The following is a 26555-nucleotide window of genomic DNA, read 5'->3' on the forward strand; positions in this document are numbered from 1 at the left end:
CGGCCGGTTATTCGCTCAACCCGTCCAGCAACCGCAGTCCGGTTTCGTACTTTGCCGGCTCGACCCCGGCCTGGTGCGCCTGCCACAGATTGTCCTTCAGGTCGGCTTCCTTGACCCGCCGCGCCAGCGGGTCCGAAGCGGCGCGGCAGATGAAGCCCTGCTCCGTCTCGTCGAGCCTCCTCGTCAGGGCATCCACCGCCGCGATGACTGAAACGCCGAAGCCCGCCCTCTCGAGCCGGTCCAATGTCCAGCCGTCGCCTTTCTCGACCACGTCATGCAGGTAGGCGACGGTCTTTTCGTCGAGCGTTTCGACCGCGTCGGCGACGCGCCTCAAATGTTCGATATACGGCCGGCCGGTCTTGTCGGTCTGCCCGCTATGGGCCTGTTCCGCGATCTTCGCCGCCTGATGAAGCATGTCTTTCCCGGTCTTATCGAAATCCCTGGTCGAACAGAGTCCCCTCGAAACATCGTCCGTCTGAATAGAGCCCGTCCCGGCGAGGGACAGCCGGGGCGAGCTGGCACGGGCTTGCGCCCGGCCCGGCGGCGCGCTTTTCGCGGGGGACGGGGCCGCGCGCCGCCGTTTCGTTTTTCCAACATCGAGGTCTGCCGATTGTTCCCATCCCCCCGAATTTTGTAGCGCTGCGGCGAAAGCCTTCCGCGGGAACCTCCGCGCCTGACGACCGTTCCGCTCACGGTCAAACGAAGGAGCCAGGCCATGGATTGGAACCGCGTCGAAGGCAACTGGAAGCAGGTCAAAGGCAAGGTCAAGGAAAAGTGGGGCAAGCTCACCGACGACGACCTCGACCGCATCGCCGGCAAGCGCGACCAGCTCGAAGGCATGATTCAGGAACGTTACGGCCTCGAGAAGGACCGTGTCCGCCGCGACGTCGATGATTGGTACAAAATGCAGCGCTGGTAGCCCTGATTTTTCGCAATCATAAGAAAGGCGCTGCCCGAAAAGACAGCGCCTTTCTTGCGTAACAATTGTGTCCTTGGGGCCCTTCGCTTCATCAACAACAACGGTTGTTCGTGAAAAAATTCTCGGCGAAATTCTCTTCGGAACAAGTTGATGTGCGCCGGGTTGGAGTTGATCAACCTCACCGGAGAACCACCAATGCCGACAACGAAAACGGCCTCGAAAAAGGGCCTCAACGAACTTTTCCACGACACGCTGAAAGACATCTACTTCGCCGAGAAGAAAATCCTTTCGACGCTGCCCAAAATGGCCAAGGCGGCACAGGACGACGCGCTGAAAGCGGCCTTCGAAAAGCACCGCGACCAGACCGAAGAACACGTCGCCCGTCTCGAAGAAGTGTTCGAGGTGATCGACAAGAAGCCGGCAGGCAAGACCTGCGCCGCCATCATAGGCATCACCGAGGAAGGCGCCGAGATCATGGAGGAATATAAGGGTTCGCCCTCGCTCGACGCCGGTATGCTGGCGGCCGCCCAGGCGGTCGAGCACTATGAGATCTCGCGCTACGGCACGCTCAAGACGTGGGCGCAGGAGCTCGGCCTCACCGAAGCCGTCAACCTTCTCGACAAGACGCTGACCGAAGAGAAGGAAACCGACGCCGCGCTCACCGAACTTGCCGAATCCGCCGTCAATGTAGCGGCCGAGGCTGCATAAGGGCGCGATGCGGAAGGCAGGATCCTCCCTCGATCCTGTGCCGCCCGAGCCCTGGTAATCCCATCGCCAGGGCTCGTTGCAATCCTCGAGATCATTTCGCGTGGAAAAGGCGTTCAACTGAATGGCCGTGTAGGCCACCGGGCAAGCCATGGGCTTTCGCGCCTTGCATGGCGTCCGTCATTCTGCGGGCGGCAAGCGGGCCGGTTTTTCAGACTATTCCGAAACCTGGCGAAACGCGCCTGCCCTTCCTGCGAGTCCAGTCGCGCCGGAAGCGCATTGCGGAGATGGAACTTCGGTCAACGCCGAATGTTGCCCAATGGAGGACCGGAAATTGTGAGATGGCTAAAGTTTCGCCGCATACGCTCAAAGGTATTGGCTACCTGGTATCGACCATAAGTGTATTCCTGCTGGCCATCGTCAGCTGGTCGAGCGCATCGCAAACCGCCATGTTGACGGCCTGCCTGCTTGCAGGTGCGGCGACATCGATCGTCGGCATGTTCTGCCGCTGGCTGTCCTACGAAATCGAAAAGCGCCGCAAGGAGCAGCAACCCTCGACCAGCCGAGACTTGCGGCCGGATATAGTAAAAAAGGGCGGCGGATATGGCATGGCGCGCGAACAAGAAAGCAGCAAGTGGGCCGACGTGGAACTGCTCGTTATGTTCCTGATCAAGGAAACCGGCATCAGCGAGGCACAGGCGTGCCAGGTCGACCGTGATCTTGCGTCAGGGAGCTATCCGACGGCCCGGCCTGCTTTTTTCGTCGTGACACAGGAATGCAGACCGGGCCGCGCCTCTGTGAGGGAACAAAGGCCGGGACATCCTGCGCCGCGATCAGCCGCCTTGCCTTAACATAGGTTATTGCCGCCGCCCTCGGCTTGCCGATGCGGCGCCGCGCGATGACTGCCCGGCTGCGACCACCGGCGCCAGATCCTTGCGGCTGCCGCGCCGGACCGAGTAGGCGCGCGTGATCTCGGCGCCAAAGAGAAAAATCTGCGCCGAATAATAGACCCAGAGCAGCACGACCATCAGTGCGCCGGCGGCGCCGTAAGAGGTGGCGATGGCACTGGTGCCGATATACCAGCCGATCAGCGACTTGCCGATGGTGAACAGCACCGTGGTGACCAGCGAGCCGACGGCAACGTCACGCCATTTGAGCGACCTGTCCGGAAGGACCTTGTAGATCGCCGCGAACAGCAGCGCGATCAGGACAAAGGAAACGACGGTGTTGATGGCGCTGACGATCAGTTCGCCGAACGGCAGGCGGGCGTTGATGAATTCGCCCAGCGCCGAGATCGCGGTGCTCGCGGCAAGCGAAACCAGCAGCATGAAGCCGAGCGCGGCCACCAGGCCGAGGCTCGCCGCCCTCGCCCGCACCAGGCGCGAAAGCGAGACGCCATCGGGCCTGACCTTCCAGATCTCGTTCAGCGATTGCTGCATTTCGCCGAAGACGCCGGAAGCGGTGACAAGGAGCGCGATCAGCCCGATGATGGTGGCCAGCGTGCTGGACCCGCGATGCGAGGCGGTCTCGATCGTTGCCTTGAGGAGGTCGGCGCTCTGCTGGCCCATCACACCGGAAAACTCGGCCGAAAGCGCGAGTTGGGCGGCGTCGTTGCCGATCACGATTCCGGCGATCGCCACCACGATCAGCAGGATCGGTGCCAGCGAGGTGGTGGCGTAGAAGGCCATCGCTGCGCCATGGCTCAGCGCATTGTCATTGAGAAAGCCGGTGACGCTCTCCCTCAGCAAAATCCAGGCTTCCTGAAACCAGCGCCGCATGTCCTACACCGTCGGCTATTCTCCTGTCGGCTATTTCGGGCGCGGATCCACGAGCCCTGTCCCGATCGTCGGGAACGACCCGGCCCGGCGTTTTTCGACGGCCTCGGCCAGCGCCAGCACCGCGTTCCTGACCTCGGCTTGGACCGCCTCGTCGGTGTCGAGCTCGTCATGGCTGGTCGCATAGGGTTTCCAGTAGCCGATATAGCGGTCCAGCTCGGCGATCTCCCCGACCGGGTCGAGCTTCATCGAACGCAGCCAGCCGGCCAGCCCGCGGCGGGCATTCCCGGCGCCTTCCGTGTCGCCGTGGACGACGACCGAGAACAGCCGACCCTGGAGATGGCGCGGATAATCCCAGCCGGCCAGCTCGGCCTTTTTGGCGAGCGCGGCGTCCTTGCCCTGGGTGAGCGAGGGATCGGGATTGCCGCCATCGGCGCAGACCAGGCGGTCCATCATCAGCTTCAGCGGCGACGAGGTCTGGTACCAGTTGACCGGCGTGACGATCATGATGCCGTGCGCCTCGACCCAGAGCGGATAGATCTCGTTCATCCAGTCGTTGACCTGGCCGAGCGAATGGTTCGGGTAACATGAGCACGGCCAGTGACACAGCGGCGGTGCCGTCGAAAAGCACGCCTTGCAAGGATGGATCTTGCGGCCATACTCCGACGCAAGCCGCGACAGGTCGAGCACCTCGACCGAGAAGCCCGGCCTGGCCGCAATGGCGCCGTAAGCAAGTTCGACCAGTCGAAAACTCTTCGACATCTCGCCCGGACAGGTATGCTCCGAGCGCGAAGATCCGTTGATCAACAGAATGCGCGAGGGCGCCGACTTGTCCTCGCGGCGGCGCTGCGCTGCCTCGACTGCCTCATGCGTGGCGATCCATTCGACCGACAGGTCGTAATCCGGGTCGTGAAATCCCTCCCCTGCCTTTCGGGTGATCGGGCTCTTGCGCTCGTCCTTGTAGGCCTGCCAGGCGATCTCGGCGAGGCTGTCGATCGCGTCAGCAGCCGACGCAAAAGCGGGATCGTAGAATTGTGCGCGGTAGCGGTTTTTGAACTCGCTTTCGCCGAGGAGCGGGCTGGGCATCCCTTTGCGCGGCTCGACGGCCATCGTGTCGGATTTGCTGCTTTTTGCCATCTGCTGCCCACCGCTTACGGAGCGGGCCGGGTGGACCCCGCACGGGATCAATTCGGCGCGGGCCGGATGGTTCCTCCCGGCGCAACCGTGAAGACCGGTCCGGTCACGACGAGCGCGAGGCGATTATGAAAAATCATATGTTCGACAGACCCGGATAATTATCGGCGTCTCTGGATGATCCTCGCGCCAACCCATCGAGCAGCATGCGGGAGCGCTCAATGTTTCGGTGGGTCTCCCGGATGTGGTCGTGCATCTCATCCAATTCCGTCAGCGCCGCGCTGCTCTGCTTGCGCGAGGCGCCGATGACGATTTCAGAGGTTTTGCCGATATCCATTACGTCGCAGATAGGGCGATGTCCGCGTCTTCGACAGGGCGCGCCCACCCGGCGGACCATCAAATATTTACAATCCCGCCCCGCGCGGGCGTTGGCCGGCGAGGTGTTTGTGCTTCTCAAACAGGGCCAGCTTCTCGGGGTAGCCGAGCCGAAGCGCGGCCCCACAGTGGTTGCAGTTGAATCTGGAAATCACCTTGAACCATGAGCCCTTCCGGATAATTGGATGCCCGCACTTCGGGCACTCAAATCCAAGCGGAATGTCGCGTAGCTCGTTGGGTATAGGCACGGTCACCCCGTCAGCTTGGATGCCCGCCATATCGCAGGAGGTGGCGGGCATCCATTGAACCGGCGATGAAGGGACTGTTTCTCGCCAGCCGCTCATAAAATGACACCGGCCAGCCAAGGTTTCGTCGCTCGGACCTCTGCCTTTGGCCATGAGACCTAGGTCGCATGATGTCATGGGCCAAAACCGGCGTCGGGGCCGGCAAACTCCTTAAACGGATTCACACATGTTATTTCGCTGCGGCGTTTGCGGCCTTAGCAATCGTCGGTGCAAATCCCGCCCGCCATTCCCCGAGAGTCCAACAGCATCCACGTTGTGGACGACGGCGCCGAATGGCACGTCCTGATTGTTGAGGATGGCCGCGAGACAGCCCGCACATTTTTCCTCGAAGTCTATGCGCTGGCATATGCTGAAGGCCAGCGCATTCGGCTAGGGCTGGAAAAGTACAATAGGCTCTAAAGCATTTTGCATGAAAAAGGATTCACGCGACATGCTTTAGGTTTTTGATTTTACGCATTTCTTTGCCCGGAAACCGCTGCACAATTTCGGGAGACATGCTTTAGCGTGCTGGCCCTGTCCCGTTCCATCGAATGAACGGTGCATCTGTGCCGGTGATTTCCCGCACCGACTTCAACAGGGCCGCATGCACCATCTGCATCGAGCGGTAATGCTCGCATTGCGGCGATATCAGAGACCGGGTGATGCTGGCATGCAGCGCCTCCGCTGCCTTGAGAAACTGCTCTAAATCCGCACCTGACAGCTGCTTGGGTTTGTTGCGCCTGACCACCGCGGCCTCCTATGAGAATCGCTCCTAGGACTATAATCCGCATATTGTACTTTGCGTACCCAACTTCCCTTTTGTTAAGAAAGCTCTGCCAGTATCCCCTTTGGGAAAGGGAGCGGTGGCGGGGCTACATGGCGGCTGGAAGGAAGCCTGACTTTCCGCCTTTGCTCGCTCCGGGCGCGCACTACCTTGATATCTTGGCCATTCGAGCGCTCGCGGTGGATAGGTTTTCTGGACAGGACCGCTCCTATCGGGAATTGCTGTTCCATCAGTTGGAAGAATTCGTTCAATGGCTTTTGAGAGCGAAGATTCCAGGCGATCTAGCAGTAGATGGAAGTTTTCTTACAGAAAAATCAAGACCATCGGATGTGGACGTCTTGTTTACTTTTGATCTAGACGTTTCAGAGAAGTTGGATGCGGAGCAAGAAGTCTATATAACCGAAATAAATAGTACAAAAGTGCTTGAAAAGATTGACAGTTTTGCAGCCGTTCGCTATCCTAGACACCATCGGTTCTACCGAACACCAATAGACGTTGCAAGCATGAGCGACCACTACGGCATTGAGAACGGCGAAGAGTGGTTGAAGGGTTACGTGGTTCTCAGATTGTGGGAAACAGATGTGGGCCGCCGCATCCGCAGTTGAGCGAGCGAGAAAGGCATTCGCCACCGTATCGCAGCTTGAAGAGGCCGTGTCGCGTGAGCCTACCAGCCGCGCGCTACAGATAAATCTGTCTGCCGCGCGCAAGTTCGCGGAGCAAACCCAAGCACGCGTTCTAGAGCTTGCTGAACAGGACCACGTTGAAGTCTGCAATTACCGGCTCCTCCCGGCAAAGGCTGTTGGCTATGCGCTCGCGTCGGTGTCCAGTTCATTACTGGGCTACCAGAACCTTTTCAGTCAGATTCATGACGCCATCCGCAATGGCCCGAAATTGAAAGCGGTCATTGGAGCGGAGGCCATGGAAGAAAGTCTTTTGGAGTTTGGCTACTCCTATAGCGGCTCTTTGGGCGTAGTCCTGTTTGTCCCAAGCGAGAAGACCCTGCTCGATGGCACTTTAGATGCCTCTATCGACGCGCTGTTTCAGGTGGTCGATCTCTCCGACCAGCACGATGTGCGCGACATCGCGCGCACTCTGGGCACACCGGTTCTGAAGCGCGTATATGACTGGTCTGAGAGCAATGCCAAAGGCGGCTTCTCAGCGGATTTGAAGTGGCGACGTTCGGATGGACGGCAACTTGGAGAGCTAATCACACTCGACCGTATGCAGCGCATGGTCGAAGTGATTGGGCGAACCTCCGACGTGGAAACAATCAATCACCGCGTTACAGGTGTGCTAGTCGGCCTAGACGTAAAGAGCGGTCGTTTCAGGCTGACAGTTCCGGACGGGGAGGACTTTGTAGGCATGCTCGGGGACAACTTCCCGAGAATGCTGATGTTTACGGTCAATCGCCCGTACGATGCCCATATCGTGGAAAGTAGGACCACCAGATACGCAACGGAGACTGTCGAACGGAAGTTCGCTTTGGTAACTTTGCAGCCGCCGTTGGGGGATGCGGTCGCAGTGGAAAGCGAGAGCTAGTCTTTTCGCGCTGGGTGGCCGGGCAGGATCTTATTGATCGCTCGCTGGAAAGCTTCTCCGCTTTCATCAACATCAAGCTCCCGAGCGGTCTGCTTAAACCGCTCCGATTGCTCTTTCTGACTAAGCTTTTCCGCCTTTTTGCCGGGTGGCTTTCGGGCGGTATTTGGACGGTCGCCAGACGCCATAGGGTGCCTCACCTTGCACTAGTCGTTCGATAGGTCAGGCGCTTGCCGACGACGCCATCAAGGATGCGGCCGGCGCGCGCCACGTCATTCACGCCAAGGGCTACGCGCGAATTATGGCGGAAGTCAAATTCCGCAAGGTAGCGGTGCAGGTGCTTTTCAGCGCAATGCTGGTAGGTGCCGCGCATGCCGCGCTTGAACACCGAGAAATAGCTTTCGATGGTGTTCGAATGCACCACGCCGCGAACGTACTCGCCAGCCGAATGCTTGACCGAGTCGTGAGCGGCGAAGTGGTCGCCCATGGTAGTGTAGAGGCGGCTTTCGTCGGTGTAGAGGGTGCTTTCGTGGTGGACGTTATCAGTCACCAGCTCGGCAACGTTGATCTTGGTAGCTTGCGCAACATGGAAGGTGCGCACATTGCCGCCGCGTTCGATAAGGCCAAGCACGGCGCGCTTGTTGGACGGGCCGGTCTTGCCTTTCTTGATGAACGGTTCGCCGCTGGTGCGGGTGGTGCGCTTTTCGGCGCGCGAACCGAAATAGGTTTCGTCGGCCTCGACGACCATGCCGTTGCCGCCAAGCGGACCAAGCTTGCCGTCGCGCATGGCTTCACGAATGCGATGCGAGATGAACCAAGCGGTTTTCAGGGTCACGCCAAGGGTGCGATGAAGCTGGTTGCTCGAAATGCCCTTCTTTGACGAGGCAATAAGGAAGATCGCCTGTAGCCAATGGTTCAATTTGACGTGGCTGGCTTCGAAGATGGTGCCGATCTTCACGGTGAAGGGCTTCCGGCACTGGTAACACTTGTAGGTGCCGATGCGGGTGCTCTTGCCTTCCATCTTGGAAATGCGCTCGAAACCGCCGCAATGCGGGCAAACGGGGCCGTTCGGCCAAATCCTGGCCTCTACAAACCTGTAGGCGGTGGCTTCGTCGTGAAAGTGGCGGTCTGAAAGCACGGACATCGGTCTAACTCCTTATGGAATCAACCTATTCCGTTTATGTGGGTACGTCAAGTATAATATGCGGACTATAATCCTACAGCGAAGCCGGAACAGGCAACAGGTCGTTCAGCCAGGTTTTCTGGTGGAGTCCGGAAACTCGCTGGAGGCGCTGCGCCACGGGGCGGGTAAATCGGCCCAGGACCGGGCGGCGGATCAGCGGATTGCTTGGGCGCCGCCAAAGGGCAACTGAAACAGCCGACCGACTGTCCTGAAACCGGCAGGCAAGCTGCCGCGGTCACTTACCCGTTTGCGGCGGCACCTGGCCTGGCTTGATCACCGGCATATCGCCGGTCGCCGGTGGAACGGCGGTGTTCTTGTCGCCGGTCGGCGGCGGCTTCAGCACCCCGCCGCAGGGCTGCAGGCTGCCTGTCAGGTCGTTCGACGGCGCATTGGGCTGCTTGCCGTTCTGCATCTGCGCGCCGTTGTTGCCGTTATTGCTGTCCGGCTGGGCCTGGCAATTCCGCGGGTCCTTCGGCTGGTCGCCGGTCTGGGCCGCCGCCGGCAGCGCCGGGATCAGGATTGCGGCCGCGATAAGAAGCGCTTTGTTCATGAGGGATCTCCTCTTCAGTCAATAACCCCCGATGATCGGCAGGATCTCGCCGGTGATGTAGCTTGAGCATTGCGGCGAGGCTAAAAACACATAGGCCGGCGCGATCTCTTCCGGCTGCGCCGGCCGCTTCATCGGCGTCTGGGCGCCGAATTGCGAGACGTCCTCGGCTTCCTTCTCGGACGGGTTGAGCGGTGTCCAGACCGGGCCCGGCGCCACCGCGTTGACGCGAATGCCCTTGCCGATGAGGTTGCCCGAGAGCGCCCGGGTGAAGGCGTGGATGCCACCCTTGGTCATTGAATAATCGATCAGTTCCTTCGAGCCCTCGATGCCGGTGACCGAGCCTGTATTGACGATGGCCGAGCCCGGTCTCATGTGCGGCACCGCCTCCTGCGCCATGTGGAAATAGCCGTAGAGATTGGTCTTCAGCGTGGTGTCGAAATGCTCTTCGGTGAGGTCTTCGAAATCGTTCGAGTGCACCTGGAAGGCGGCGTTGTTGACCAGCACGTCGAGCCCGCCAAGCCTCTTCACGGTCTCGGCGACTGCCTTGCGGCAGAAGGCCCGCCTGGCGACATCGCCGCGCATGACGATGCAACGCCGGCCCTCGGCCTCCACCGCCTGTTTGGTCGTCTCGGCGTCGCGGTCCTCGCTGAGATAGGCGATAGCGACATCGGCGCCTTCGCGCGCGAACAGCACCGCCACTGCCCGGCCGATGCCGGAATCGCCGCCGGTGACCAGCGCCACCTTGCCGTCGAGCTTCTTCGAGCCCTGCCAGAACGGCGCGTCATAAAGCGGCGCCGGCTCGATCGCCCATTCCTCTCCGGGCTTGGGATGATGCTGCTTGGGGAAAGGCGGCTCGGGATATTTGCGCGCGCCGACCTGCATGGCGCCTTGCGACTTCGATTTGCCGTTCGGCTTGGCGCGGTCGCTGGCGTCGACCTGGCGCTGGACGCTACGCTGTTTGCTGGCTGCCTGTCCGGTGTCGGATTTCGTCGGAGTGGCGGAATTGCTCGGCATCGTTTTCTCCTTCGGTTTCAAAGGACAACGCATGCCGCCTGAAAAGGTTGGCTTCCAGGTCACGGGCCTCCGGCCGAGGCCTTGCCGGGACATTCCCCGGCGAGCCGGGCATACATCAAAATTAAATGACAAACTGCCGGCAGCATTGCTCGGCGGGCGCAATACACCTTCACCAAAATGTTCAGGCCGATCCGCGCCTCGCTCGCCGACGTGCCGTTGAGACCGCGCCCGCGGCCGCCACACCGGCCGGCGCCGCCGATCCAGCTGGTGGGCAATATGTAGCTTTTTTGCGTTGCTCGAATGCAACCAGCGGCACGGCTCTTCGTTTAATGACTCCAAATCTCAGCGGTGGGCAACACATGAGATTCGTTGCGGACAAACAATCCCGTTTTCGTTCTGGCTGCGGCGGTTCTGACAGCGGTGCCCTTCGTCGGCCTGGCGTGGCGGACACGCGGATGGCTCGGCTGGTGAGGAACGTATGGGCCGGTTCCTGCCACTGACCATCCGCTTCGTCAACGGCGGCACCATGGTGGTCGCATCGATCGCCGACGCCAGGAAGGCCCTCAACGGAGCATGGAAGGACAAGGACGCGCCGGCCTATGTGGCGGCGGCGCGGCTGGTGGACGACGCCATCAACGGAATCTGCCGCCCGGCGATTGCCTTTGCCGCCTTCAAGAAGGCCGCCGCCGAACAGGGCTTGCTGAAAAAGGCCGACCCGAGCGCGGCGCTTGCCATGCTCGACCAATTGTGGTCCCGGGATCGGCGCGGCTGATGCCTCCGCGGCCATGAACTGAAGGTCAAAACTGCCGGATGCCCTCACTCATGGAACGCTTCTATTTTGACCTCTACAACACCGACAACTCACAGCTGGATCCGGAAGGACAACTCTTTGCGACGCGCGAGCACGCCGGCATGGAGGCGCTGCGGATATTGCATGATGTCGCACTGGACGAGATGCCGGCCGGCAAGCACCTGAAGATCACCGTCAAGGTGCGAGACGAGGAAAAAAAGCAGATTTTCGAGGCGTCCCTCACCCTGTCTTCGGCCTGGACTTGACTGGGCAACGAAAAAAGCCGGACACCGCCTGGCGCCCGGCTTGACTTCAATGAAATGAACGGCGTCAGGCTGCTTCGGGCGGCGAAAGGTCGAAGGCCAGGTTGCGACGCCGTGCGATCGCCGCACTCGCGACCAGGTCGGCGATCTGGCGGTCGGAAAGCGTGCATTGCGGCAGCACGTAGCGGATTGTGGTTACCGCCTGGGCGGTCGAAATCGGCCAGTCGGGACTTTTGCGGGACTCGACGTACTGATCGATAACGCGGGACAGGCTTTTGGCAGGCAGGTCGATCGCGGGCATTTGCCTCCTCCTAGTTTTTGTTATTACCCTCGACCCGACAATGGCGGTCGGCCCGCCGCTCGACTATTAAGATTGTTAAGAACCGAAAAGATTCCTGCGGCAGATACGCCTGTTCAGGTCATCGCCGACAGGAAAGCGGCCAGCGTCTTGCTGTCGAAGGGTTTTTCCCAGCACGGGACATTGCGAAACCTCTCCGGAATGGCCCTCGCATCGTAGCCGGTCGCGAAGACGAACGAGATGTTGCGGGCCTCGAGCTCGGCCGCCAGCGAGAACACCATCTCGCCGCGCAGATTGACGTCGAGCACCGCCCCGCTCGGGTGGGAGTCGGCCAGGATGCTCAAGGCGTCGTCCAATCGCGCTACCGGCCCAAGCACGCGCATGCCGCGCTTTTCCAGTGCCAGCGCTATCTCGCTGGCGATGAAATACTCATCCTCGACCACCAGAATGGTCCGCGGCTTCGAATCGTTTTCGCTTTTGGCGGACATCCAGGGCTCCAATGAAATGACCTTGTATGCCACTGGTCCGGAATTGAAAGTAACATATGTGAGCATGAGTATGGCACGGAAGGGCTATCATAACACCAGCTGATCTAAAGAACGGTCGATGACGGACGCACTGGTCAAGAAACTGGAACACTTCGTGCGCCTGTCGAGCCACGACAAGGAGATACTCGCCAGGGCGGCCGCCGAACGCGTCCGCAAGCTCGGCTCACATGAGCCTATCGTCCTGGAGGGCGACAAGCCCGCGGTGATCTATCTCGTGCTGGATGGCTGGGCATGCCGCTACAAGCATCTGGAGGACGGCCGCCGCCAGATCGTCAGCTTCTTTCTTCCCGGCGACCTATGCGATCTCAACGTCTTCATCCTGCGCGAGATGGACCACTCGATCGCCAGCCTCGGCAATGTGACGGTCGCCGAGATCAGCCGGCCGAATTTCGAGGCGATCCTCGAGGGGCATTCGCGCATCGCTCAGGCGCTGTGGTGGGATTCGCTGGTGACGATCGCAATTCAGCGCGAATGGACCGTCAATCTCGGACAGCGCGACGCGCTGGAACGCGTGGCGCATCTGTTCTGCGAGCTTTTCATCCGCCTGCGCACGGCCGGGCAGACGCGCGGCAAGAGCTGCGATTTTCCAGTCACGCAGACGGAACTTGCCGACGCGACCGGCATGTCGACGGTTCACGTCAACCGGACGCTGCAAGAGCTTCGCAACATGAGGCTCATCAACCTCGCCAACCGCACGCTGACCATCCACGACCTGTCCCGGCTGATGCAGACGGGGCTGTTCAACCCCAACTATTTGCACCTCGACCACGAAGGCGCGCATCTCGATGCCAACGAATAAGCAAGCCACCTTGCAGCGGACCGAAGACGGGCTGATGCAGTTTGCCGAAGCCTCCGGGGATGTGCTCTGGATCCGCAACGCCTCGGACTTGCAGTGGACATTCCTAAGTCCGGGGTTCGAGAAGATCTACGGCATCAGCAGGCAGGAGGCATTGAAGGGCGACGATTTTGCATCGTGGACGGAACTGATCGTGCCGGAAGACCGGGAGGCGGCGACGGCAAGCATCCACGAGGTGATCAAGGGCAAGCGCGTCGCCTTCGACTATCGCATCCGGCGGCCCATCGACGGGACGATACGCTGGCTGCGCGACACCGACTTTCCGATCCGCAACGCACAGGGCGAGATCGATCGGATCGGCGGCATCGGCCACGACATCACGCCGCTGAAGGAGGCGGAGGAGCACCAGAAATCCATGCTGCTGGAGCTGCAGCACCGCGTCCGCAACACGCTGGCCGTCGTCAGGGCGATCGCCAGGCGCAGCGCCGAATGCAGCGAGACAGTGGAGGATCTGGGCATGCATCTCGACGGCCGCATCGCGGCCTTTGCGCGGGTGCAGACGGCGGTCACCCGCGATCCGCTGGCGGGCCTCGACCTGGAAACGCTAGTTGCCGATACGCTGCTTACCGCTTCGGCGCGAGAAGGCGAGCAGCTGTCGATCCAAGGACCGTCGGTGCTTCTGGCCGCCAAAGCCGCCGAAACCATCGGCTTGACGCTGCATGAACTGACGACCAATGCCGTCAAATACGGCGCGTTGTGGCAGCCCGGCGGACATATCGCCGTCTGCTGGACACTGGAGAAAACATCCAGGGGCGGGTCTGCCATTCTCGCGCTCGAATGGACCGAATCCGGGCTGACGCTCAGCGGCGCGGAACCTAAGCGCAGCGGCTTCGGCACCGAGCTGCTGACCAAGACGCTTGGCTACGACCTCAATGCAAATGTCGAGCGCGAATTCAGGAAAAGCGGCGTGCGGTACCTGATCCGCATTCCGGCCACCGCGCAGATCGTGAAGTCCTAAGCAGGTCTTTGATTTCAAGCATGTCCTTGTCCCGAAACCGCTGCACACTTTCGGGAGACATGCTTTGACACCGCAACCATCCCTTGCCTCGACCGTTGCGTGTTGCGGAGGCGATCATGTTCGAGGGTTTCGAGAGCGCCGAAATCGACGCCGGAGAAGCGCGGATCTTCATCCGCCGCGCAGGTGACGGGCCGGGGCTGCTTCTGCTGCACGGCTTTCCTGAAACGCATCTGATGTGGCGAGACGTGGCGCCAAAGCTCACGGACCGCTTCAGCGTTATCTGCGCCGATTTGCGCGGTTACGGCAGAAGCTCCTGCCCCGCAACCGCTCCAGATCATGCGCCTTACGCCAAGCGCACGATGGCCGCCGATCTTGTGGCGCTGATGACGAAGCTCGGCTTTTCCCGCTTCATGGTCGCAGGCCACGACCGCGGCGGCCGGGTCGCCTACCGGCTGGCGCTCGACCACCCCGACAGCGTCGAGAAGCTCGCCGTGCTCGACATCCTGCCCACTGCGGAAGTCTGGGACCGAGCCGATGCCCGGCTGGTGCTCGGTTACTGGCCGTGGTCGCTGCTTGCCCAGCCGGAGCCGTTGCCGGAAAAGATCCTGGCCGGGGCGGCAGAAGCGATCGTCGACAATGCGATTGATGCCTGGGGCCCGGCGCCTTCAACCTTCCCGGCCGGAGTGCGGCGGGCCTATGTCAATGCCTTGAACGACCCCGCCCACGTCCATGCCATTTGCGAGGAATACCGGGCGGCGGCGACACTGGACCGCGAGCACGACCACGCGGACCGGGCCGCGGGACGGCGCGTTGCCTGCCCGCTGCTGGCGCTGTGGAGCGGGCACGGCGCGCTGGCCGAGTGGTACGGCCAAGACGGCGGACCGCTGGCGCTGTGGCGCAACTGGGCGGACGACGTCAGCGGCGGAGCCATGCCCGGCGGACATTTCTTCCCCGAGGAAGCGCCCGCCGAAACGGCGACGCGCCTGCGAGAATTTCTTTTGCCGGAAAAATAGATACGGTGCCGAATCCCGCACGAGGGCGGAGACGCGGTCCGTTACATCCCGTAGATCAGGGCGACATAGACAGCCGGCGCAAGGGTGAGCCAAAGAGCCATCGCGATTACCACCGCATTGCCCAGGCGCTCCGCCCGCCTGGCGATATCGGCAACATCCTCGTCGCCCGGAATGAGGTCGAGGATAGAAATCTCGGGCTGAACGACGGCACGATGATTGTCATTTGCAGCTTGGTTTTCGGCTTCGGGCAGTTCTGGTCGGATCGAGATATGGGTCACACTTCGCCTCTCAGTCAGAAACGTCAATGGGTGCCTGCAAGCGGGGGGTTGCTGGCAGGCACCCAAACTGGCCGTCGACGGAGGGGGCTTCGCCGGCAGCCGCTCATCAACTCAAAGCTCGGGTCTTGGTTGCGCGGCCGGGCCCAATGCGCGCGATGATCGGACTTCAGTCGGATGCCCGTTCATGCAACGACGATCAGAAAGGAAAAGTCCCGCGCCGGGTTCACGAAATATTTCGCCGGGAACATCGGTTGCGGAGGGAGATTTCCCTTACTCAAGGAGGTCGAATTCCTTGAATCCAACCGTTAGACCAATCCGCAAGCCAAACGGAGCATGAACATGGCCAATCAAGGCGGAAGCCACGAACAGCATGTCAAAGCCGGCCAGCAGAGCCACAAGAACCGTGATCAGAATCAGCGTCGCGGCAGTGGCCAGCAGCAGGCTGAAGATATGAACAAGAGCCAGCACAGGGGCGGCAGCGGCAACTTCGCCGAGGACCGTCAACGCGCCTCGCAAGCTGGCCGCAAGGGCGGTCAGTCCTGACTCTCAAAAACACAAAAACAGCGCCCGTAGCCTCGCGGGCGCCCCTGCCGGGGGGTCGGAAATGGAACCACTTTCGTCTCCCCCAGTTCCCTTAGGACCATCCGGCGACTGGCGGCATCGATCGGCTCGCGGTCGCTGCAGGCAGGACGGTTTTAAGGAGGCACCTATGTCCTTGCAAACGCTTCACCCCGAACGTGTCGACGAGACACGCATGAGCGCCTATTCGACGTTCGCGCCCGCGCTCATCAACGCGCTGACGCAGCGCCTGGCGCGCTGCCAGGGAACCAAGGAACTGGACAAGGTGGAAAAGTCGCTCGTGCGCCTCGTCGAGGAGACTGATGTCGCAGCACCCGAGGCCGAAGCGATGAAGGAGTTCGCGATCGAGCTCATCGTGTCGACGATGAAGAACGTACGCGAACATCCCGACACCAAGAGCGATCTCGAAGAGATCGACGGCCGCCGCGCCGAAGGACGTTCGGAGAACCAGGAGACGCTGGAAGAACAGCTCCAGTCCGGCCTCGAGGATTCCTTTCCGGCCAGCGATCCGCCGGCCGTCGTGTCGACCGCCATTTCCGGCGGCTCGAAAGACATTGTGGGAACCGACGAGGTGCTGCGCCGCAAGAAGGAGGCCTCCCAGCGCCGCGAAGAAAAGACCTCGGCATAGTGTATCGCGGGATTGGGCCGATGCGCCTCAAAGACGGCGAAAGACCCTCTTGGAAGTCGGTCCTGGACAAACATGCGCCGCTGATTCTGCCGTCGGCGCCGGATGCCCTGACGGCGCGGCTTATAGAGCGCGCCGGCTTCCCGGCCTATCAGATCGGCGGCTTCGCCCTTGCCGCCCATATGCATGCGGTCCCCGACATCGACCTCGAGCAATATGGCGAGAACCATGCCAAAGCCAAGGAGATCATCGACGCCTGCGGCCTGCCGGTGCTGGTCGACGGCGACGACGGCTATGGCGACGTGAAGAACGTCACCCGCACGGTGCGCGGTTACGAGGCCATTGGCGCTTCGGCGCTGTTCATCGAGGACCAGCAGCCGCCGAAGCGTTGCGGTCACATGGCGGACAAGCGGGTCATTTCCGCCGAGGCGATGGCGCAGAAGATCCGCGCCGCCGCGGCGGCACGGCGGAGCCCCGACTTCTTCATCATGGCGCGCACCGATGCGGCCGAGCCGGACGGCATCGGCGATGCGATCGAGCGCGGGCAACGCTATGTGGAAGCAGGCGCCGACGGCGTCTATGTCGAGGGGCCGACCAGCGTGGACGAGCTGAAGCAGGTGGGCGCTGCATTCAAGGGCGTCCCGCTGGCGACGAGCATCCTGGAAGGCGGCGGCAAGACGCCGTGGCTCTCGCCGCGATCGATGCATGAGCTCGGTTTCAGCATGATTCTCTATCCGACATCGGTTCTGTTCCGACAGGTCCGCGCGGTGCAGGACGCGCTTGACGATTTGCGGAACGGCCTTGCCATGAAACCCGAACAGGCCGTCACGCTCGAGACCTTCGAGGACATCGTCGGAATGCCGGAATGGGCTGACATCGAGAACCGCTTCATGGGTCAGTCCGAACAAGGCGGCATCGTCACCAGGATAAAGCAGAAGCTGACCGGCTGATGCGACCGGCGTCGAGCCGTTGCCGAGATCGGTTTGACCCGACCTGACACCCAATGGAGCGAACGGAACAAGTCCCCTCTCCGAGGGTTGGTTATCGGAAGGAGAAAATGATGGACAAGAGCGAACTTCCACATCGTCCGGGGGCCGCCCCGCGAGGCGGCCGGCTACCAACCAAGGACGGCGACGATCCGGATGTGCGGTTTCTGGCAGAGAACACCGACCTCTCGCCGAAGCAGGCGCGCGAGCTGATCCGCGAGCATGGGCATGATCGCGAGCAGCTGCTGAAGATCGCACGAACCATGAAGGCGGAGGGCTGATTTGGCCCTCGAGCAAGTGAGGCTGAGATGAGCGATACACCACGCAAGGGACAACCGGGAACTTCGGACCAATGGCCGCGCTGGGAAGGCCCGAGAGCCAATCGTCCCAGGGGCTACCTGCCCGCGAAGGACGATCCCGACGAAAATCGCGATGCCGCCGGCGAGAATAACAAGGATCCCGAGAAGTCCGATCTCGCGGATGTCGCCAAGACGAAGAAACCCTGAGGATCCCTTGCTCATCCAAACCGAGGCAGGAGGCAAAAATGCCACGTGGAGACAAGTCGAAATATACCGACAAGCAGGAGCGCAAGGCCGATCACATCGCCGAAGGCTACGAAAAACGCGGCGTTTCGGAAAAGGAAGCCGAGCGGCGCGCCTGGGCCACCGTCAACAAGGACGACGCCGGCGGCAAGAAGGAAGGCGGCTCCGGCCGCGGCAAGCACACCGGCAATCCTGCGGCGCACAAGGGCGGCAGGACGGGCGGCAAGGCTTCCGCCTCGCGCTCGGCGGCGGACCGCTCGGCTTCGGCCAGGAAGGCGGCGGCGACGCGCAAGCGCAATGCGGAACACGCACATCATTGAAGATGTACTGCAGCTTCCGCTCTCCTTGTGACGGAGAGCGCAGTCTTGATGCCTGAAGCTCAGTCGTCGCCACCACCATCGTGGCCGCCGCTGTCGTGGCTGCCACTGTCCCCATCGCCTTCGTGGCCGCCATCGCCGCTACCGTCATCCCCTTCATGGTTTCCACCGGTGGCCGCGCCGTCATGGTCGTCGTCCCGGTCGCTGTCGTGCGAACCCGCAACACCGTCCTTGTCATCATTGGCATCGTCGTTTTCGACGCCGTCGTGGTTCTCCTGGTCGGCCTTTGCCTCCTGGCTGTCATCATCCGTGGCGCCAACAGTCTGGCCGCCGTGATCCGAGACCGGGCTCGACATGGACGGCCCTGCCGCAAGAAGTGCAAGGAGGCCGATGGGGATCGCAGCCAGCAAAGGGTATTTCTTCATCCGGGTCTCCTCCTGGGCCGACGGCGACAAACTCGATAGGCCGGCTGCTACCGTGACGACTCTGCGGCCACCCGACTTACGACAGCCTTAAGTTGGCGGATTTAATTTTAGCAATCACGTAGGTATTGAGCGAAACGAGCGGCGCTGCGGTTTTTCGGGCATCGGCACAGCCCGCGCCACGATCGCTTCCAGAGGCTCGGGGCGGTGCAGGAAGAAGCCCTGGCCGTAGGCGACGCCCATGCCTTGCAGGATTTCGAGCGCACTCTTTTCCTCGATCTTCTCGGCCACGACGGCGCAGCCCATGCTCCTGGCGATGCCGGAGATCGCCGAGACGATCTCGCGGTCGAACGGGCTGTCGGCGATGTGCTCGATGAAGGAGCCGTCGATCTTGATGGCGTCGATGGGGAAGCGCCGCAGATATTCGAACGAGCTCATGCCGGCGCCGAAATCATCGAGGCTGACGCGGCAGCGGCGCTCGCGCGCCTTGCGCACGAATTCCGCCGCCGCCTCGAAATTGGTGACGGCGGCGGTCTCGGTGATCTCGAAGCCGACGCCGGAGGACGGCGCGCCGCTCTCGGCGATGGCCGTATCGACGAAATCCCAAAGCTGCGGGTCGGAAAGCGTCTGCGCCGACAGGTTGAAGCCGAGCGAGATGGCGCCCGAGCGCATGGCCTTGCCGTGACGCCACAACGCGGTGCGGATGATCCAGCGGTCGAGCCTGGCGGCGATGCCGAAGCGCTCGGCCACCGGCATGAAATCGCCGGGCGGGATCAGCCTGCCGTTGCGCGCCTCGAGTCTGGCCAGCACCTCGACATGGCGGCTTTCCTGCCAGGGTTGGCCAAGCTTGTGGATCTCCTGGCCGTAAAGCTTCAGCCGGCCATCCTCCATCGCATCGACCGTGTCGGCGGCGAGCCGCGCGGCGTTGAGGCCGCCGGAACCCGAAGCCGCGTCGGGCGAGAAAACCGCGAAACGGTCGCGCCCGGCAGCCTTGGCCGCGTAGCAGGCGTCGTCGGCGCAGGCCAGCGCGTCGGCGACGCTCATCTCGCGATCCTCGATGAAGGCGATGCCGACGCTGGCCGCGAGCCTGCGCGAGGCGACGCCGGCGCCGAGATCGGCGTCGCGGACCGCAGCCAGCACTGCGCCGGCCAGCCGCTCGGCGCAGGCGGTATCGCACCCAGGCACCAGCACCGCGAACTCGTCGCCGCCAAGACGCGCCGCATGCGCCGATGGCGGCAGGCTGGCGAGAATGCCGGCGGCGACGCCCTTCAGCGCCAGATCGCCGGCGGCATGGCCGGCGAAATCGTTGAGCGCCTTGAAGTAGTCGAGGTCGACATAGAACACGGCGAGCGGCAGCCGGTCGATCGCGTTGATCTTCTCGGCCAGCAGCCGGTCGAAGGCGGAGCGGTTCAACAGCCCCGTCAGCGCATCGTGACGGGCGGCATAGGCAAGCTCCTCGGCGCGTTTCTTGTCCTCGGTGATGTCGCGCACGGTACCCAGGATCTGGCCGGCCGAGCCGACGCCGGCGATGAAGCGCAGCAGCGACTCGACATGGCGGATCTCGCCGTCGCGGCGGATGATGCGGTATTGATTGGCAACGACGGTGTCGGAGCCGAGCGGCACCTGATGGGTCTTTTCGGTGGCCTCCTTGTCGTCGGGGTGCAGGAAAGTGTGCCAGAGATCGGCGGTGACCTCGTCGCTGTCGGCGACGAGGCCGAAGATGTCGCGCGTGCGTGCGTCCCAATAGCTCTTTTGGGTGCCGACATCGTGGTGCCAGATGCCCGTGCCGCTGGCGGCGAGCGCCAGGCGGAAGCGCACATTGACCTGTTCGAGCGCCGCCTCGGCCTCCTTCTGCCTGGTGATGTCGGTCTGCACGCCCATCAGCCGCAGCGGCTTGCCGTCGGCGTCGCGCTCGACGATGCCGCCGCGGTCCAGCACCCAGACCCAGTGGCCGTCCTTGTGGCGCAGCCTGAGCTCGGTCTCGATGGAAGGCGTCAGGCCGGCGAGGTGGCTGTCGCCGCTCGCCAGCGCGCGCTCGCGGTCGTCCGGATGGGTAAGCATCAGCCAGAGGTCGGGCGTGTTCGCCAACTCGCCTTCCTCATAGCCCAGCATCTTCGACCAAGTCGGCGAATAGTAGCAATCGCCGGTCGAAAGATTCCAGTCCCAAAGGCCGAGATGGGCGCGATCGAGCGCCACCGCCCAGAATTTGCCGCTGCGTTTGTCGTCGTCCGCCATGCCCTGTTTTTCTTCGCCCCCCGTCGGCGCATTGTGAAGGAAAGCAGACAAAAAAGGGTTACCGGCCGCGCCGGCCGGGCGGAGCCCAACGCCGCGGCGCTGTCCGGCCGGCTTTGCGCTCAGCCGGGCGCGATGGCAATTCGCAGGCTTTATGAAATCGCGGCGGTTCGTTGCGGCTCGAGGTCAGGCAGCAGGCGGCGCAGTTCCTCGCGGCCGCGCGCGATGCGCGACATCAGCGTGCCGGCCGGAACGCCCAATATGTTGGCGGCCTCGGCATAGGAGAAGCCTTCGATGGCGACCAGCACCAATGCCGCTCGCCGGTCCGGGCCGACCGCTTGCAGGGCATCGATGATTTCGCGCGAGGCGATGGCCTCGATCTGGTCGGCGGGTGCGGCCTGAGCCTCGCCCGCCTGCAGCGGCAGCGTGCCCGCTTCGCCGCGCCGCTTGACCTTGCGCATCTGGTCGATGAACAAATGATGCATGATGGTGAACAACCACCGCCGCGGGCTTTCCGCCGTCCGCCAGTTGTCCAGCCGCATCAGCGCGCGCTCCAGACAGTCCTGGACGAGATCGTCGGCGCGATCGGCATCGCGCGTCAGCGAGCGCGCGTAGCGCCGCAGACGCGGTATCTCGCCAAGGATCGCCGCCGTCTTTTCGTCCATGGCCGCCATGGTCCGCAAGGATCTCAGGACCCGTTGATGACGGAGACCACAACGACCGCAGTGATGGAGGACAAGCGCTCGCGCCTTTCGAGCTTCGGCTTCTCATGGGTCTTGTTCATCGCGAGCTTCATTGCCGGGTTCTTCTCCAGATGTTGCCGGCGCGGTCTAAACCAGGCAGGACGGCAAGGCTTGGGGCGGGCGGAACAGAGTTTTGGGAAATGCGGCCCTATGGGATGGCGATCTCCTCGTTCAAGGGGGAGATTACGCGCGCCCCGGCGCCGAGGCTCGTCCCCGCCTAAACTGTCGCTACCAGTCCGGCTCGATTGGCGAGCCTTCCGAGAGCCCTGGCGCATCATTCAACGGAAGCGCTGACAGAGCGATCTCTCTAAGCGGCGCCGGAAAGGCTGCCACGTATTCGCTGTCCAGCGGAAGGTTCAAATACGCCCTGGCAATGAGCGCAGCCGCCTTCGCCTGTTCACGATCGCGAACTGCCTTCACTGCGGATCGATCGGGCCGTCTGGCCAGCCATGCCTTGTGAAGGGCAAACATCCGCGGATCGATCGTCGGTATCCTGACGGGATAGCCGCGCTCGTCGATTGCTATGGCGTCCGTCTTCGGCGCATTGATAAGCCATTGCAACCCGTCCATGGGCGCGCTGTCGAGATCGTCGGGGATCGAGCTGATCGACGTCGGTCCCTTGTCCTTGAGAACATTTTTCGCCTGCGGTCGAATGAGGTCGACCAGATAGCCGTCCCGGTTCGTTGCCCTGAAGGCCCTGGGCTGCAGCGGCTTGAAGGACCTGTCCACCTTACGCAGGACGCCTATCAGGCCCGACTGCGTTATCTTCTCTTCGGTCACGAAGCTGATGCGGCGACGTGAATCGAACAGCAGGTCGATGTCTCCGGTTGCCGTGAGGCCGCTTGAAATCTGGACGCCCGCTAAAGCCTCGTAGGCGAACAAGGCGTTCGTTCCAACGACCAGCAATTGTCTGCCGAGCAAGCTCGTCTCGGCGATGCGCCGCAATATGCGGGCCGCGATGGCAGGCACCCTGCCCAAGCCTATTGCTACATTGATCTTGGCCAAGCTGTTCAGGCGATCGGACAAGCCGGCCAGCATATCCCTATTGCGCTCCCTGCCCTCGGAGAAAGCCGCGAATGACTTTTCCGTCTGCTCGCTTCTCAGGCCGAGCGAGGTCTCGGTCTGTCTTATTTTCCGCAATAGATAATCGGAGCCGTTGCGATCGACCCAGCGCATGCTGCCGACGAAGCGCCGCTGGCGCTCGTCCTCCGCGCTCAGCCAGGCCTGGTAGACCTGTTGGGTGTCTATGAGCTGGCGCCTTTGTTCGCCGGTCAATTCCCTCAGCAACATTTTCCACTCTTCCGCCGATTTCCATAATATAAAGTGGAAAAAGCATATTTTTCAGCGTGTTACATAGCTTTTTCCACTTTTCATAGCTGTTTTCTGCCGAATGGTGGAAAATAATATAAACACAATATGTTAAATTCGAAAGCATGCGCTGAAACCGGCGTCGCTCGGTTGCGCAGCCTCGACCCGCCTGGCCATCGTTTCTTGAATCAGTTCCTGCCGCCCCCATGCTGCGCCGGCGCCAGCCACCTTGCGTAGATCTCGCCGACGATGCCGCGCCGGAAGATGAGCACGCAGACCATGAAGATCAGCCCGGTGGCGATCGTCACCGGGAAGCCGGACGTGGCCAGCGTGTTTTCCAGGCCGACGACGAGGCCGGCGCCGAAGACCGGGCCGACCATGGTGCCGATGCCGCCGAGCAGCGTCATCAGGATCACCTCGCCCGACATCTGCCAGGTGACGTCGGTGAGCGTGGCGAACTGGAAAACGATCGCCTTGACTGCGCCGGCCAGGCCGGCAAGCGCGGCCGACATGACGAAGGCGGCGAGCTTGTAGCGGCCGACCGAGTAACCCAGCGAAATGGCGCGGTTCTCGTTCTCGCGGATCGAGCGCAGGATCATGCCGAAGGGCGAATTGACGATACGCCAGACGGCGAAGACGCCGATGAGAAAGATCGCCAGAACAAAATAGTAGATGTTCGTGGTGACGTTGAGGTCGATGATGCCGAACAGATGCCCGCGCGGCACGCCCTGGATGCCATCCTCGCCTTCGGTGAACGGCGCCTGCACGCAGAAGAAATAGAACATCTGCGCCAGCGCCAACGTGATCATGGCGAAATAAATGCCCTGGCGGCGGATGGCCAGAAAACCCATGACCAGCCCGAGCAGCGCTGCACCCGCGGTGCCGAGCAGGATGCCGGCTTCCGGCGGCCAGCCCCAGGCTTTCACCGCATAGGCGCAGAAATAGGCGGCGGCGCCGAAGAAGGTGGCGTGGCCGAAGGAGAGCAGGCCGGTGTAGCCGAGCAGAAGATTGAAGGCGCAGGCGAACAGCGCGAAGCACAGCATCTTCATCACGAAGATCGGGTAGACCAAGAAGGGCGCGGCGATGAGCGCCACGATGCCCAGCGCGACAAGAGCCCACTCCAGCCTGACGGTCGCGGACGCCGCCTGCCTGTCGTGAATTGCCTCGCTCATCTCAGGCGTCCCTTCCGAAGAGGCCGGCGGGCCTGAGCAAAAGCACGACCGCCATGATGACGAAGACGACGAGGTTCGAGGCTTCCGGGTAAAAGACCTTGGTCAGGCCTTCGGCGAGGCCGAGCATGTAGCCGGTGACGATGGCGCCGAGGATCGATCCCATGCCGCCGACCACGACGACGGCGAAGACGACGATGATCAGGTCCGAGCCCATCAGCGGGCTGACCTGGTAGACGGGCGCGGCGAGGATGCCGGCTAGGCCCGCGAGCGCCGCGCCCAGCCCGTAGGTCAGCGTCAAGAGCAGCGGCACGTTGACGCCGAAGGCCTGCACCAGCTGCGGGTTCTCGGTCGCGGCGCGCAGATAGGAGCCGAGCCTGGTCTTTTCGATCAAAAGCCAGGTGCCGATGCAGACGATGAGCGAAGCGACCACCACCCAGCCGCGATAGTTGGGCAGGAACATGAAGCCGAGATTGGTGCCGCCGGCAAGCAGCCCCGGCACGGCATAGGGATTGCCGGATACGCCGTAATAATAGCGGAAGACGCCCTCGATGACCAAGGCCAGCCCGAAGGTGAAAAGCAGGCCGTAGAGCGGATCGAGCCGGTAGAGCCGCGACAGTGCTGCGCGTTCGACTACCATGCCGAACAGGCCGACGGCCAAAGGCACCAGGATCAGCGCCGGCCAATAGCCGATGCCGAGATGAACGAGCAGCAGGTAGCCAATGAAAGCGCCCAGCATATAAAGCGCGCCATGGGCGAAATTGATGATGCGCAGCAAGCCGAAGATGACGGCCAGCCCGAGGCTCAGCATCGCATAAAAGGAGCCGTTGATCAGGCCGACCAGGAGTTGGCCGAGCAAGGCCTGTATAGGAATGCCGAAGATCATGGTCATGGCGCCATCATACCCCCAGCACCTCGTGCAGCTTTTCGGTGTGCGCGGAAAGCTGTCCGACCGCAAAACCTTCCACCACCTTGCCATGCTCCATCAGATAGAAGCGGTCGGCGATGCGGGCGGCGAAGCGGAAATTCTGCTCGACCAGCAGGATCGTCATGCCGCGCTTCTTCAGCGTCGCCAGCAACTCGCCGATGCGCTGCACGATGACCGGCGCCAGACCCTCGGTCGGCTCATCGAGCAGCAGCATCTCGACGCCGGTGCGCAGAATGCGGGCGATCGCCAGCATCTGCTGCTCGCCGCCGGACAGCTTTGTGCCCTGGCTGTTGCGGCGCTCTTTCAGGTTCGGGAAGAGCTCGAAGATTTCCGCGACGCTCATGCCGCCCTTGGCCACCACCGGCGGCAGGATCAAATTCTCGTCGACGGTCAGCGTGGCGAAGATGCCGCGCTCCTCCGGCACGAAGCCGATGCCCTGATGGGCGGCGCGGTGCAGCGGCAGACCGATCAGGTCCTTGCCGTTGAAAGTAACGCTGCCCGTGCGCTTGCGGATCAGGCCCATGACGGCGCGCAGCGTCGTGGTCTTGCCGACGCCGTTGCGGCCAAGCAGCGTGACGGTCTCACCGCGGAAGACATCGAGGTTGACGCCATGCAGCGCGTGGCCCTCGCCGTACCAGGCGTGGAGATCGCGCACGGCAAGCAGCGGCTCACTCATGCTCGGTCCCCATATAGGCGACGCGCACACGCTCGTCCCGGCTGACAGTCGCATAATCGCCGGCGGCAAGCACCTGGCCGCGCTGCATGACGGTGATCCAGTCGCAGAGATCGGCGACGACGGTGAGATTGTGCTCGACCATCAGCACGGCGCGATCCCTGGCGAGCGAGCGGATAATGCCGGAGATCATGCCGACGTCCTCATGCCCCATGCCGGCCATCGGCTCGTCGAGCAAAAGCACCTTCGGATCGAGCGCCAGCGTGGTGGCGATCTCCAGCACGCGCTTGCGGCCATAGGAGAGATCTCCGGCGAGCCGATCCGCGGCGTCGTCGAGACCGACGATGGCGAGCAGTTCGCGTGCCCTTGGCGTGAGCCGGTCCAGCGCCGAGACCGGGCGCCAGAACTGGTAGCCTAGCCCGCTCGGCCGCTGCAGCGCGACGCGGACATTGTCGAGGACGCTGAGGTGCGGGAAGATTGCCGATATCTGGAAGGAGCGGACCAGGCCCATGCGCGCCACCTTCGCCGGCGGGGTCTTCGTGATGTCGGTGCCGAGCAATTCGATCCTGCCGCTGGTCGGCTGCAGGAATTTGGTCAGCAGGTTGAAGATGGTCGTCTTGCCGGCGCCGTTTGGGCCGATCAAGGCGTGAATCTTGCTGTGATGAACATCGAGATCGACATCCCTTACCGCGACGAAGCCGGCGAAGTCGCGCCTGAGGCCGCGGGCGGACAGCACCACCCGCGACATCTGTTCGCTGCCGTCCTTGC

The 26555-nt window shown here is 62.3% G+C and carries 35 protein-coding genes; 15 read left to right on the forward strand and 20 right to left on the reverse strand.

Annotated elements, in window-relative coordinates; genetic code table 11:
- Positions 1 to 7 precede the first annotated feature (7 nt).
- On the reverse strand, positions 8 to 415 hold the full coding sequence (locus FJ974_RS21105; RefSeq protein WP_140538948.1) for an HD domain-containing protein: 408 nt from the start codon (positions 413 to 415) through the stop codon (positions 8 to 10).
- 300 nt (positions 416 to 715) lie between these two features.
- On the opposite strand from FJ974_RS21105, the gene FJ974_RS21110 reads away from it, so the two are divergent.
- The 3 genes from FJ974_RS21110 (at position 716) to FJ974_RS21120 (ending at position 2475) form a co-directional block, all read left to right on the forward strand.
- Positions 716 to 919, forward strand: a complete 204-nt coding sequence (locus FJ974_RS21110; protein ID WP_140538949.1) for a CsbD family protein — start codon at positions 716 to 718, stop codon at positions 917 to 919.
- Between the two features lie 195 nt (positions 920 to 1114).
- Positions 1115 to 1627, forward strand: a complete 513-nt coding sequence (locus FJ974_RS21115; protein WP_140538950.1) for a ferritin-like domain-containing protein — start codon at positions 1115 to 1117, stop codon at positions 1625 to 1627.
- 338 nt (positions 1628 to 1965) lie between these two features.
- Positions 1966 to 2475, forward strand: a complete 510-nt coding sequence (locus FJ974_RS21120; RefSeq protein ID WP_140538951.1) for a hypothetical protein — start codon at positions 1966 to 1968, stop codon at positions 2473 to 2475.
- Between the two features lie 6 nt (positions 2476 to 2481).
- Here FJ974_RS21120 and FJ974_RS21125 read toward each other — a convergent pair whose 3' ends face one another.
- The 4 genes from FJ974_RS21125 to FJ974_RS21140 form a co-directional block, all read right to left on the reverse strand.
- Positions 2482 to 3402, reverse strand: coding sequence for a YihY/virulence factor BrkB family protein (locus FJ974_RS21125; RefSeq protein ID WP_140538952.1), 921 nt, complete (start codon positions 3400 to 3402; stop codon positions 2482 to 2484).
- Between the two features lie 30 nt (positions 3403 to 3432).
- Complete coding sequence (locus FJ974_RS21130; protein ID WP_140538953.1) at positions 3433 to 4536, reverse strand: flavodoxin family protein; 1104 nt, start codon at positions 4534 to 4536, stop codon at positions 3433 to 3435.
- A 133-nt stretch (positions 4537 to 4669) separates the two neighbouring features.
- Positions 4670 to 4870 carry a hypothetical protein gene (locus FJ974_RS21135; protein ID WP_140538954.1) on the reverse strand — a complete coding sequence of 67 codons (201 nt, stop codon included), beginning with the start codon at positions 4868 to 4870 and terminating at the stop codon, positions 4670 to 4672.
- Between the two features lie 842 nt (positions 4871 to 5712).
- Positions 5713 to 5940 (reverse strand): hypothetical protein, encoded by a 228-nt coding sequence (locus FJ974_RS21140; protein ID WP_140538956.1) that lies wholly within the window; start codon positions 5938 to 5940, stop codon positions 5713 to 5715.
- Positions 5941 to 6068: 128 nt separating this feature from the next.
- On the opposite strand from FJ974_RS21140, the gene FJ974_RS21145 reads away from it, so the two are divergent.
- Positions 6069 to 6581 carry a DUF6932 family protein gene (locus FJ974_RS21145; protein WP_140538957.1) on the forward strand — a complete coding sequence of 171 codons (513 nt, stop codon included), beginning with the start codon at positions 6069 to 6071 and terminating at the stop codon, positions 6579 to 6581.
- Positions 6556 to 7515 carry a hypothetical protein gene (locus FJ974_RS21150; protein WP_140538958.1) on the forward strand — a complete coding sequence of 320 codons (960 nt, stop codon included), beginning with the start codon at positions 6556 to 6558 and terminating at the stop codon, positions 7513 to 7515. Before FJ974_RS21145 ends, FJ974_RS21150 begins: the two co-directional genes overlap by 26 nt.
- 193 nt (positions 7516 to 7708) lie before the next feature.
- On the opposite strand, the gene FJ974_RS21155 is transcribed toward FJ974_RS21150, so the two are convergent.
- From FJ974_RS21155 to FJ974_RS21165, 3 genes are all read right to left on the reverse strand, one after another.
- Positions 7709 to 8656: an IS1595 family transposase gene (locus FJ974_RS21155; RefSeq protein WP_140538959.1), complete on the reverse strand. Its 948-nt coding sequence runs from the start codon at positions 8654 to 8656 to the stop codon at positions 7709 to 7711.
- A gap of 274 nt (positions 8657 to 8930) precedes the next feature.
- A complete protein-coding gene (locus FJ974_RS21160; protein ID WP_140538960.1) occupies positions 8931 to 9245 on the reverse strand; it encodes a hypothetical protein in 315 nt (104 codons plus the stop codon).
- Between the two features lie 18 nt (positions 9246 to 9263).
- Entirely contained in the window at positions 9264 to 10259 is a 996-nt protein-coding gene (locus FJ974_RS21165) for an SDR family oxidoreductase (RefSeq protein ID WP_140538961.1), read from the reverse strand.
- A 478-nt stretch (positions 10260 to 10737) separates the two neighbouring features.
- Here FJ974_RS21165 and FJ974_RS21170 point away from each other — a divergent pair, with 478 nt between their 5' ends.
- Positions 10738 to 11031, forward strand: a complete 294-nt coding sequence (locus tag FJ974_RS21170) for a DUF982 domain-containing protein (protein WP_140538962.1) — start codon at positions 10738 to 10740, stop codon at positions 11029 to 11031.
- Between the two features lie 50 nt (positions 11032 to 11081).
- Positions 11082 to 11315 (forward strand): DUF6894 family protein, encoded by a 234-nt coding sequence (locus tag FJ974_RS21175; RefSeq protein ID WP_140538963.1) that lies wholly within the window; start codon positions 11082 to 11084, stop codon positions 11313 to 11315.
- A 64-nt stretch (positions 11316 to 11379) separates the two neighbouring features.
- On the opposite strand, the gene FJ974_RS21180 is transcribed toward FJ974_RS21175, so the two are convergent.
- Both FJ974_RS21180 and FJ974_RS21185 read right to left on the reverse strand, forming a co-directional pair.
- Entirely contained in the window at positions 11380 to 11613 is a 234-nt protein-coding gene (locus FJ974_RS21180; RefSeq protein WP_140538964.1) for a hypothetical protein, read from the reverse strand.
- 113 nt (positions 11614 to 11726) lie between these two features.
- Positions 11727 to 12098 carry a response regulator gene (locus FJ974_RS21185; RefSeq protein WP_140538965.1) on the reverse strand — a complete coding sequence of 124 codons (372 nt, stop codon included), beginning with the start codon at positions 12096 to 12098 and terminating at the stop codon, positions 11727 to 11729.
- 118 nt (positions 12099 to 12216) lie between these two features.
- Here FJ974_RS21185 and FJ974_RS21190 point away from each other — a divergent pair, with 118 nt between their 5' ends.
- From FJ974_RS21190 to FJ974_RS21200, 3 genes are all read left to right on the forward strand, one after another.
- Positions 12217 to 12957 (forward strand): Crp/Fnr family transcriptional regulator, encoded by a 741-nt coding sequence (locus tag FJ974_RS21190; protein ID WP_140538966.1) that lies wholly within the window; start codon positions 12217 to 12219, stop codon positions 12955 to 12957.
- Positions 12944 to 13972, forward strand: a complete 1029-nt coding sequence (locus tag FJ974_RS21195) for a sensor histidine kinase (protein WP_140538967.1) — start codon at positions 12944 to 12946, stop codon at positions 13970 to 13972. Before FJ974_RS21190 ends, FJ974_RS21195 begins: the two co-directional genes overlap by 14 nt.
- A gap of 116 nt (positions 13973 to 14088) precedes the next feature.
- Entirely contained in the window at positions 14089 to 14985 is an 897-nt protein-coding gene (locus FJ974_RS21200; RefSeq protein ID WP_181177336.1) for an alpha/beta fold hydrolase, read from the forward strand.
- A gap of 41 nt (positions 14986 to 15026) precedes the next feature.
- On the opposite strand, the gene FJ974_RS21205 is transcribed toward FJ974_RS21200, so the two are convergent.
- Entirely contained in the window at positions 15027 to 15263 is a 237-nt protein-coding gene (locus tag FJ974_RS21205; RefSeq protein WP_140538968.1) for a hypothetical protein, read from the reverse strand.
- Between the two features lie 270 nt (positions 15264 to 15533).
- On the reverse strand, positions 15534 to 15767 hold the full coding sequence (locus FJ974_RS21210; protein ID WP_181177339.1) for a hypothetical protein: 234 nt from the start codon (positions 15765 to 15767) through the stop codon (positions 15534 to 15536).
- Positions 15768 to 15972: 205 nt separating this feature from the next.
- Here FJ974_RS21210 and FJ974_RS21220 point away from each other — a divergent pair, with 205 nt between their 5' ends.
- From FJ974_RS21220 to FJ974_RS21240, 5 genes are all read left to right on the forward strand, one after another.
- Complete coding sequence (locus FJ974_RS21220) at positions 15973 to 16470, forward strand: hypothetical protein (RefSeq protein WP_140538969.1); 498 nt, start codon at positions 15973 to 15975, stop codon at positions 16468 to 16470.
- 20 nt (positions 16471 to 16490) lie between these two features.
- On the forward strand, positions 16491 to 17417 hold the full coding sequence (locus FJ974_RS21225) for an isocitrate lyase/PEP mutase family protein (RefSeq protein ID WP_140538970.1): 927 nt from the start codon (positions 16491 to 16493) through the stop codon (positions 17415 to 17417).
- A 107-nt stretch (positions 17418 to 17524) separates the two neighbouring features.
- On the forward strand, positions 17525 to 17734 hold the full coding sequence (locus tag FJ974_RS21230; RefSeq protein WP_226891326.1) for a hypothetical protein: 210 nt from the start codon (positions 17525 to 17527) through the stop codon (positions 17732 to 17734).
- Positions 17735 to 17761: 27 nt separating this feature from the next.
- Positions 17762 to 17959, forward strand: coding sequence for a hypothetical protein (locus tag FJ974_RS21235; protein ID WP_140538972.1), 198 nt, complete (start codon positions 17762 to 17764; stop codon positions 17957 to 17959).
- Positions 17960 to 17997: 38 nt separating this feature from the next.
- Positions 17998 to 18315 (forward strand): plasmid stabilization protein, encoded by a 318-nt coding sequence (locus FJ974_RS21240; RefSeq protein ID WP_140538973.1) that lies wholly within the window; start codon positions 17998 to 18000, stop codon positions 18313 to 18315.
- A 59-nt stretch (positions 18316 to 18374) separates the two neighbouring features.
- On the opposite strand, the gene FJ974_RS21245 is transcribed toward FJ974_RS21240, so the two are convergent.
- The 8 genes from FJ974_RS21245 to FJ974_RS21280 all read right to left on the reverse strand — a co-directional run bounded on the left by FJ974_RS21245 (position 18375) and on the right by FJ974_RS21280 (position 26535).
- Positions 18375 to 18737 carry a hypothetical protein gene (locus FJ974_RS21245; RefSeq protein ID WP_140538974.1) on the reverse strand — a complete coding sequence of 121 codons (363 nt, stop codon included), beginning with the start codon at positions 18735 to 18737 and terminating at the stop codon, positions 18375 to 18377.
- Between the two features lie 114 nt (positions 18738 to 18851).
- Complete coding sequence (locus tag FJ974_RS21250) at positions 18852 to 20969, reverse strand: EAL domain-containing protein (protein ID WP_140538975.1); 2118 nt, start codon at positions 20967 to 20969, stop codon at positions 18852 to 18854.
- Positions 20970 to 21118: 149 nt separating this feature from the next.
- Positions 21119 to 21631, reverse strand: a complete 513-nt coding sequence (locus FJ974_RS21255; RefSeq protein WP_140538976.1) for a sigma-70 family RNA polymerase sigma factor — start codon at positions 21629 to 21631, stop codon at positions 21119 to 21121.
- 306 nt (positions 21632 to 21937) lie between these two features.
- A complete protein-coding gene (locus FJ974_RS21260; protein WP_181177337.1) occupies positions 21938 to 22984 on the reverse strand; it encodes a nucleotidyltransferase domain-containing protein in 1047 nt (348 codons plus the stop codon).
- 221 nt (positions 22985 to 23205) lie between these two features.
- A complete protein-coding gene (locus FJ974_RS21265) occupies positions 23206 to 24189 on the reverse strand; it encodes a branched-chain amino acid ABC transporter permease (protein ID WP_140538978.1) in 984 nt (327 codons plus the stop codon).
- 1 nt (position 24190) lies between these two features.
- Positions 24191 to 25078 carry a branched-chain amino acid ABC transporter permease gene (locus FJ974_RS21270; RefSeq protein WP_140538979.1) on the reverse strand — a complete coding sequence of 296 codons (888 nt, stop codon included), beginning with the start codon at positions 25076 to 25078 and terminating at the stop codon, positions 24191 to 24193.
- Positions 25079 to 25085: 7 nt separating this feature from the next.
- Positions 25086 to 25790: an ABC transporter ATP-binding protein gene (locus tag FJ974_RS21275; RefSeq protein WP_140538980.1), complete on the reverse strand. Its 705-nt coding sequence runs from the start codon at positions 25788 to 25790 to the stop codon at positions 25086 to 25088.
- On the reverse strand, positions 25783 to 26535 hold the full coding sequence (locus FJ974_RS21280; protein ID WP_140538997.1) for an ABC transporter ATP-binding protein: 753 nt from the start codon (positions 26533 to 26535) through the stop codon (positions 25783 to 25785). Before FJ974_RS21280 ends, FJ974_RS21275 begins: the two co-directional genes overlap by 8 nt.
- Positions 26536 to 26555: the final 20 nt, after the last annotated feature.

Origin of the sequence: Mesorhizobium sp. B1-1-8 (assembly GCF_006442795.2) — a bacterium.
Classification (GTDB): Bacteria; Pseudomonadota; Alphaproteobacteria; order Rhizobiales; family Rhizobiaceae; genus Mesorhizobium.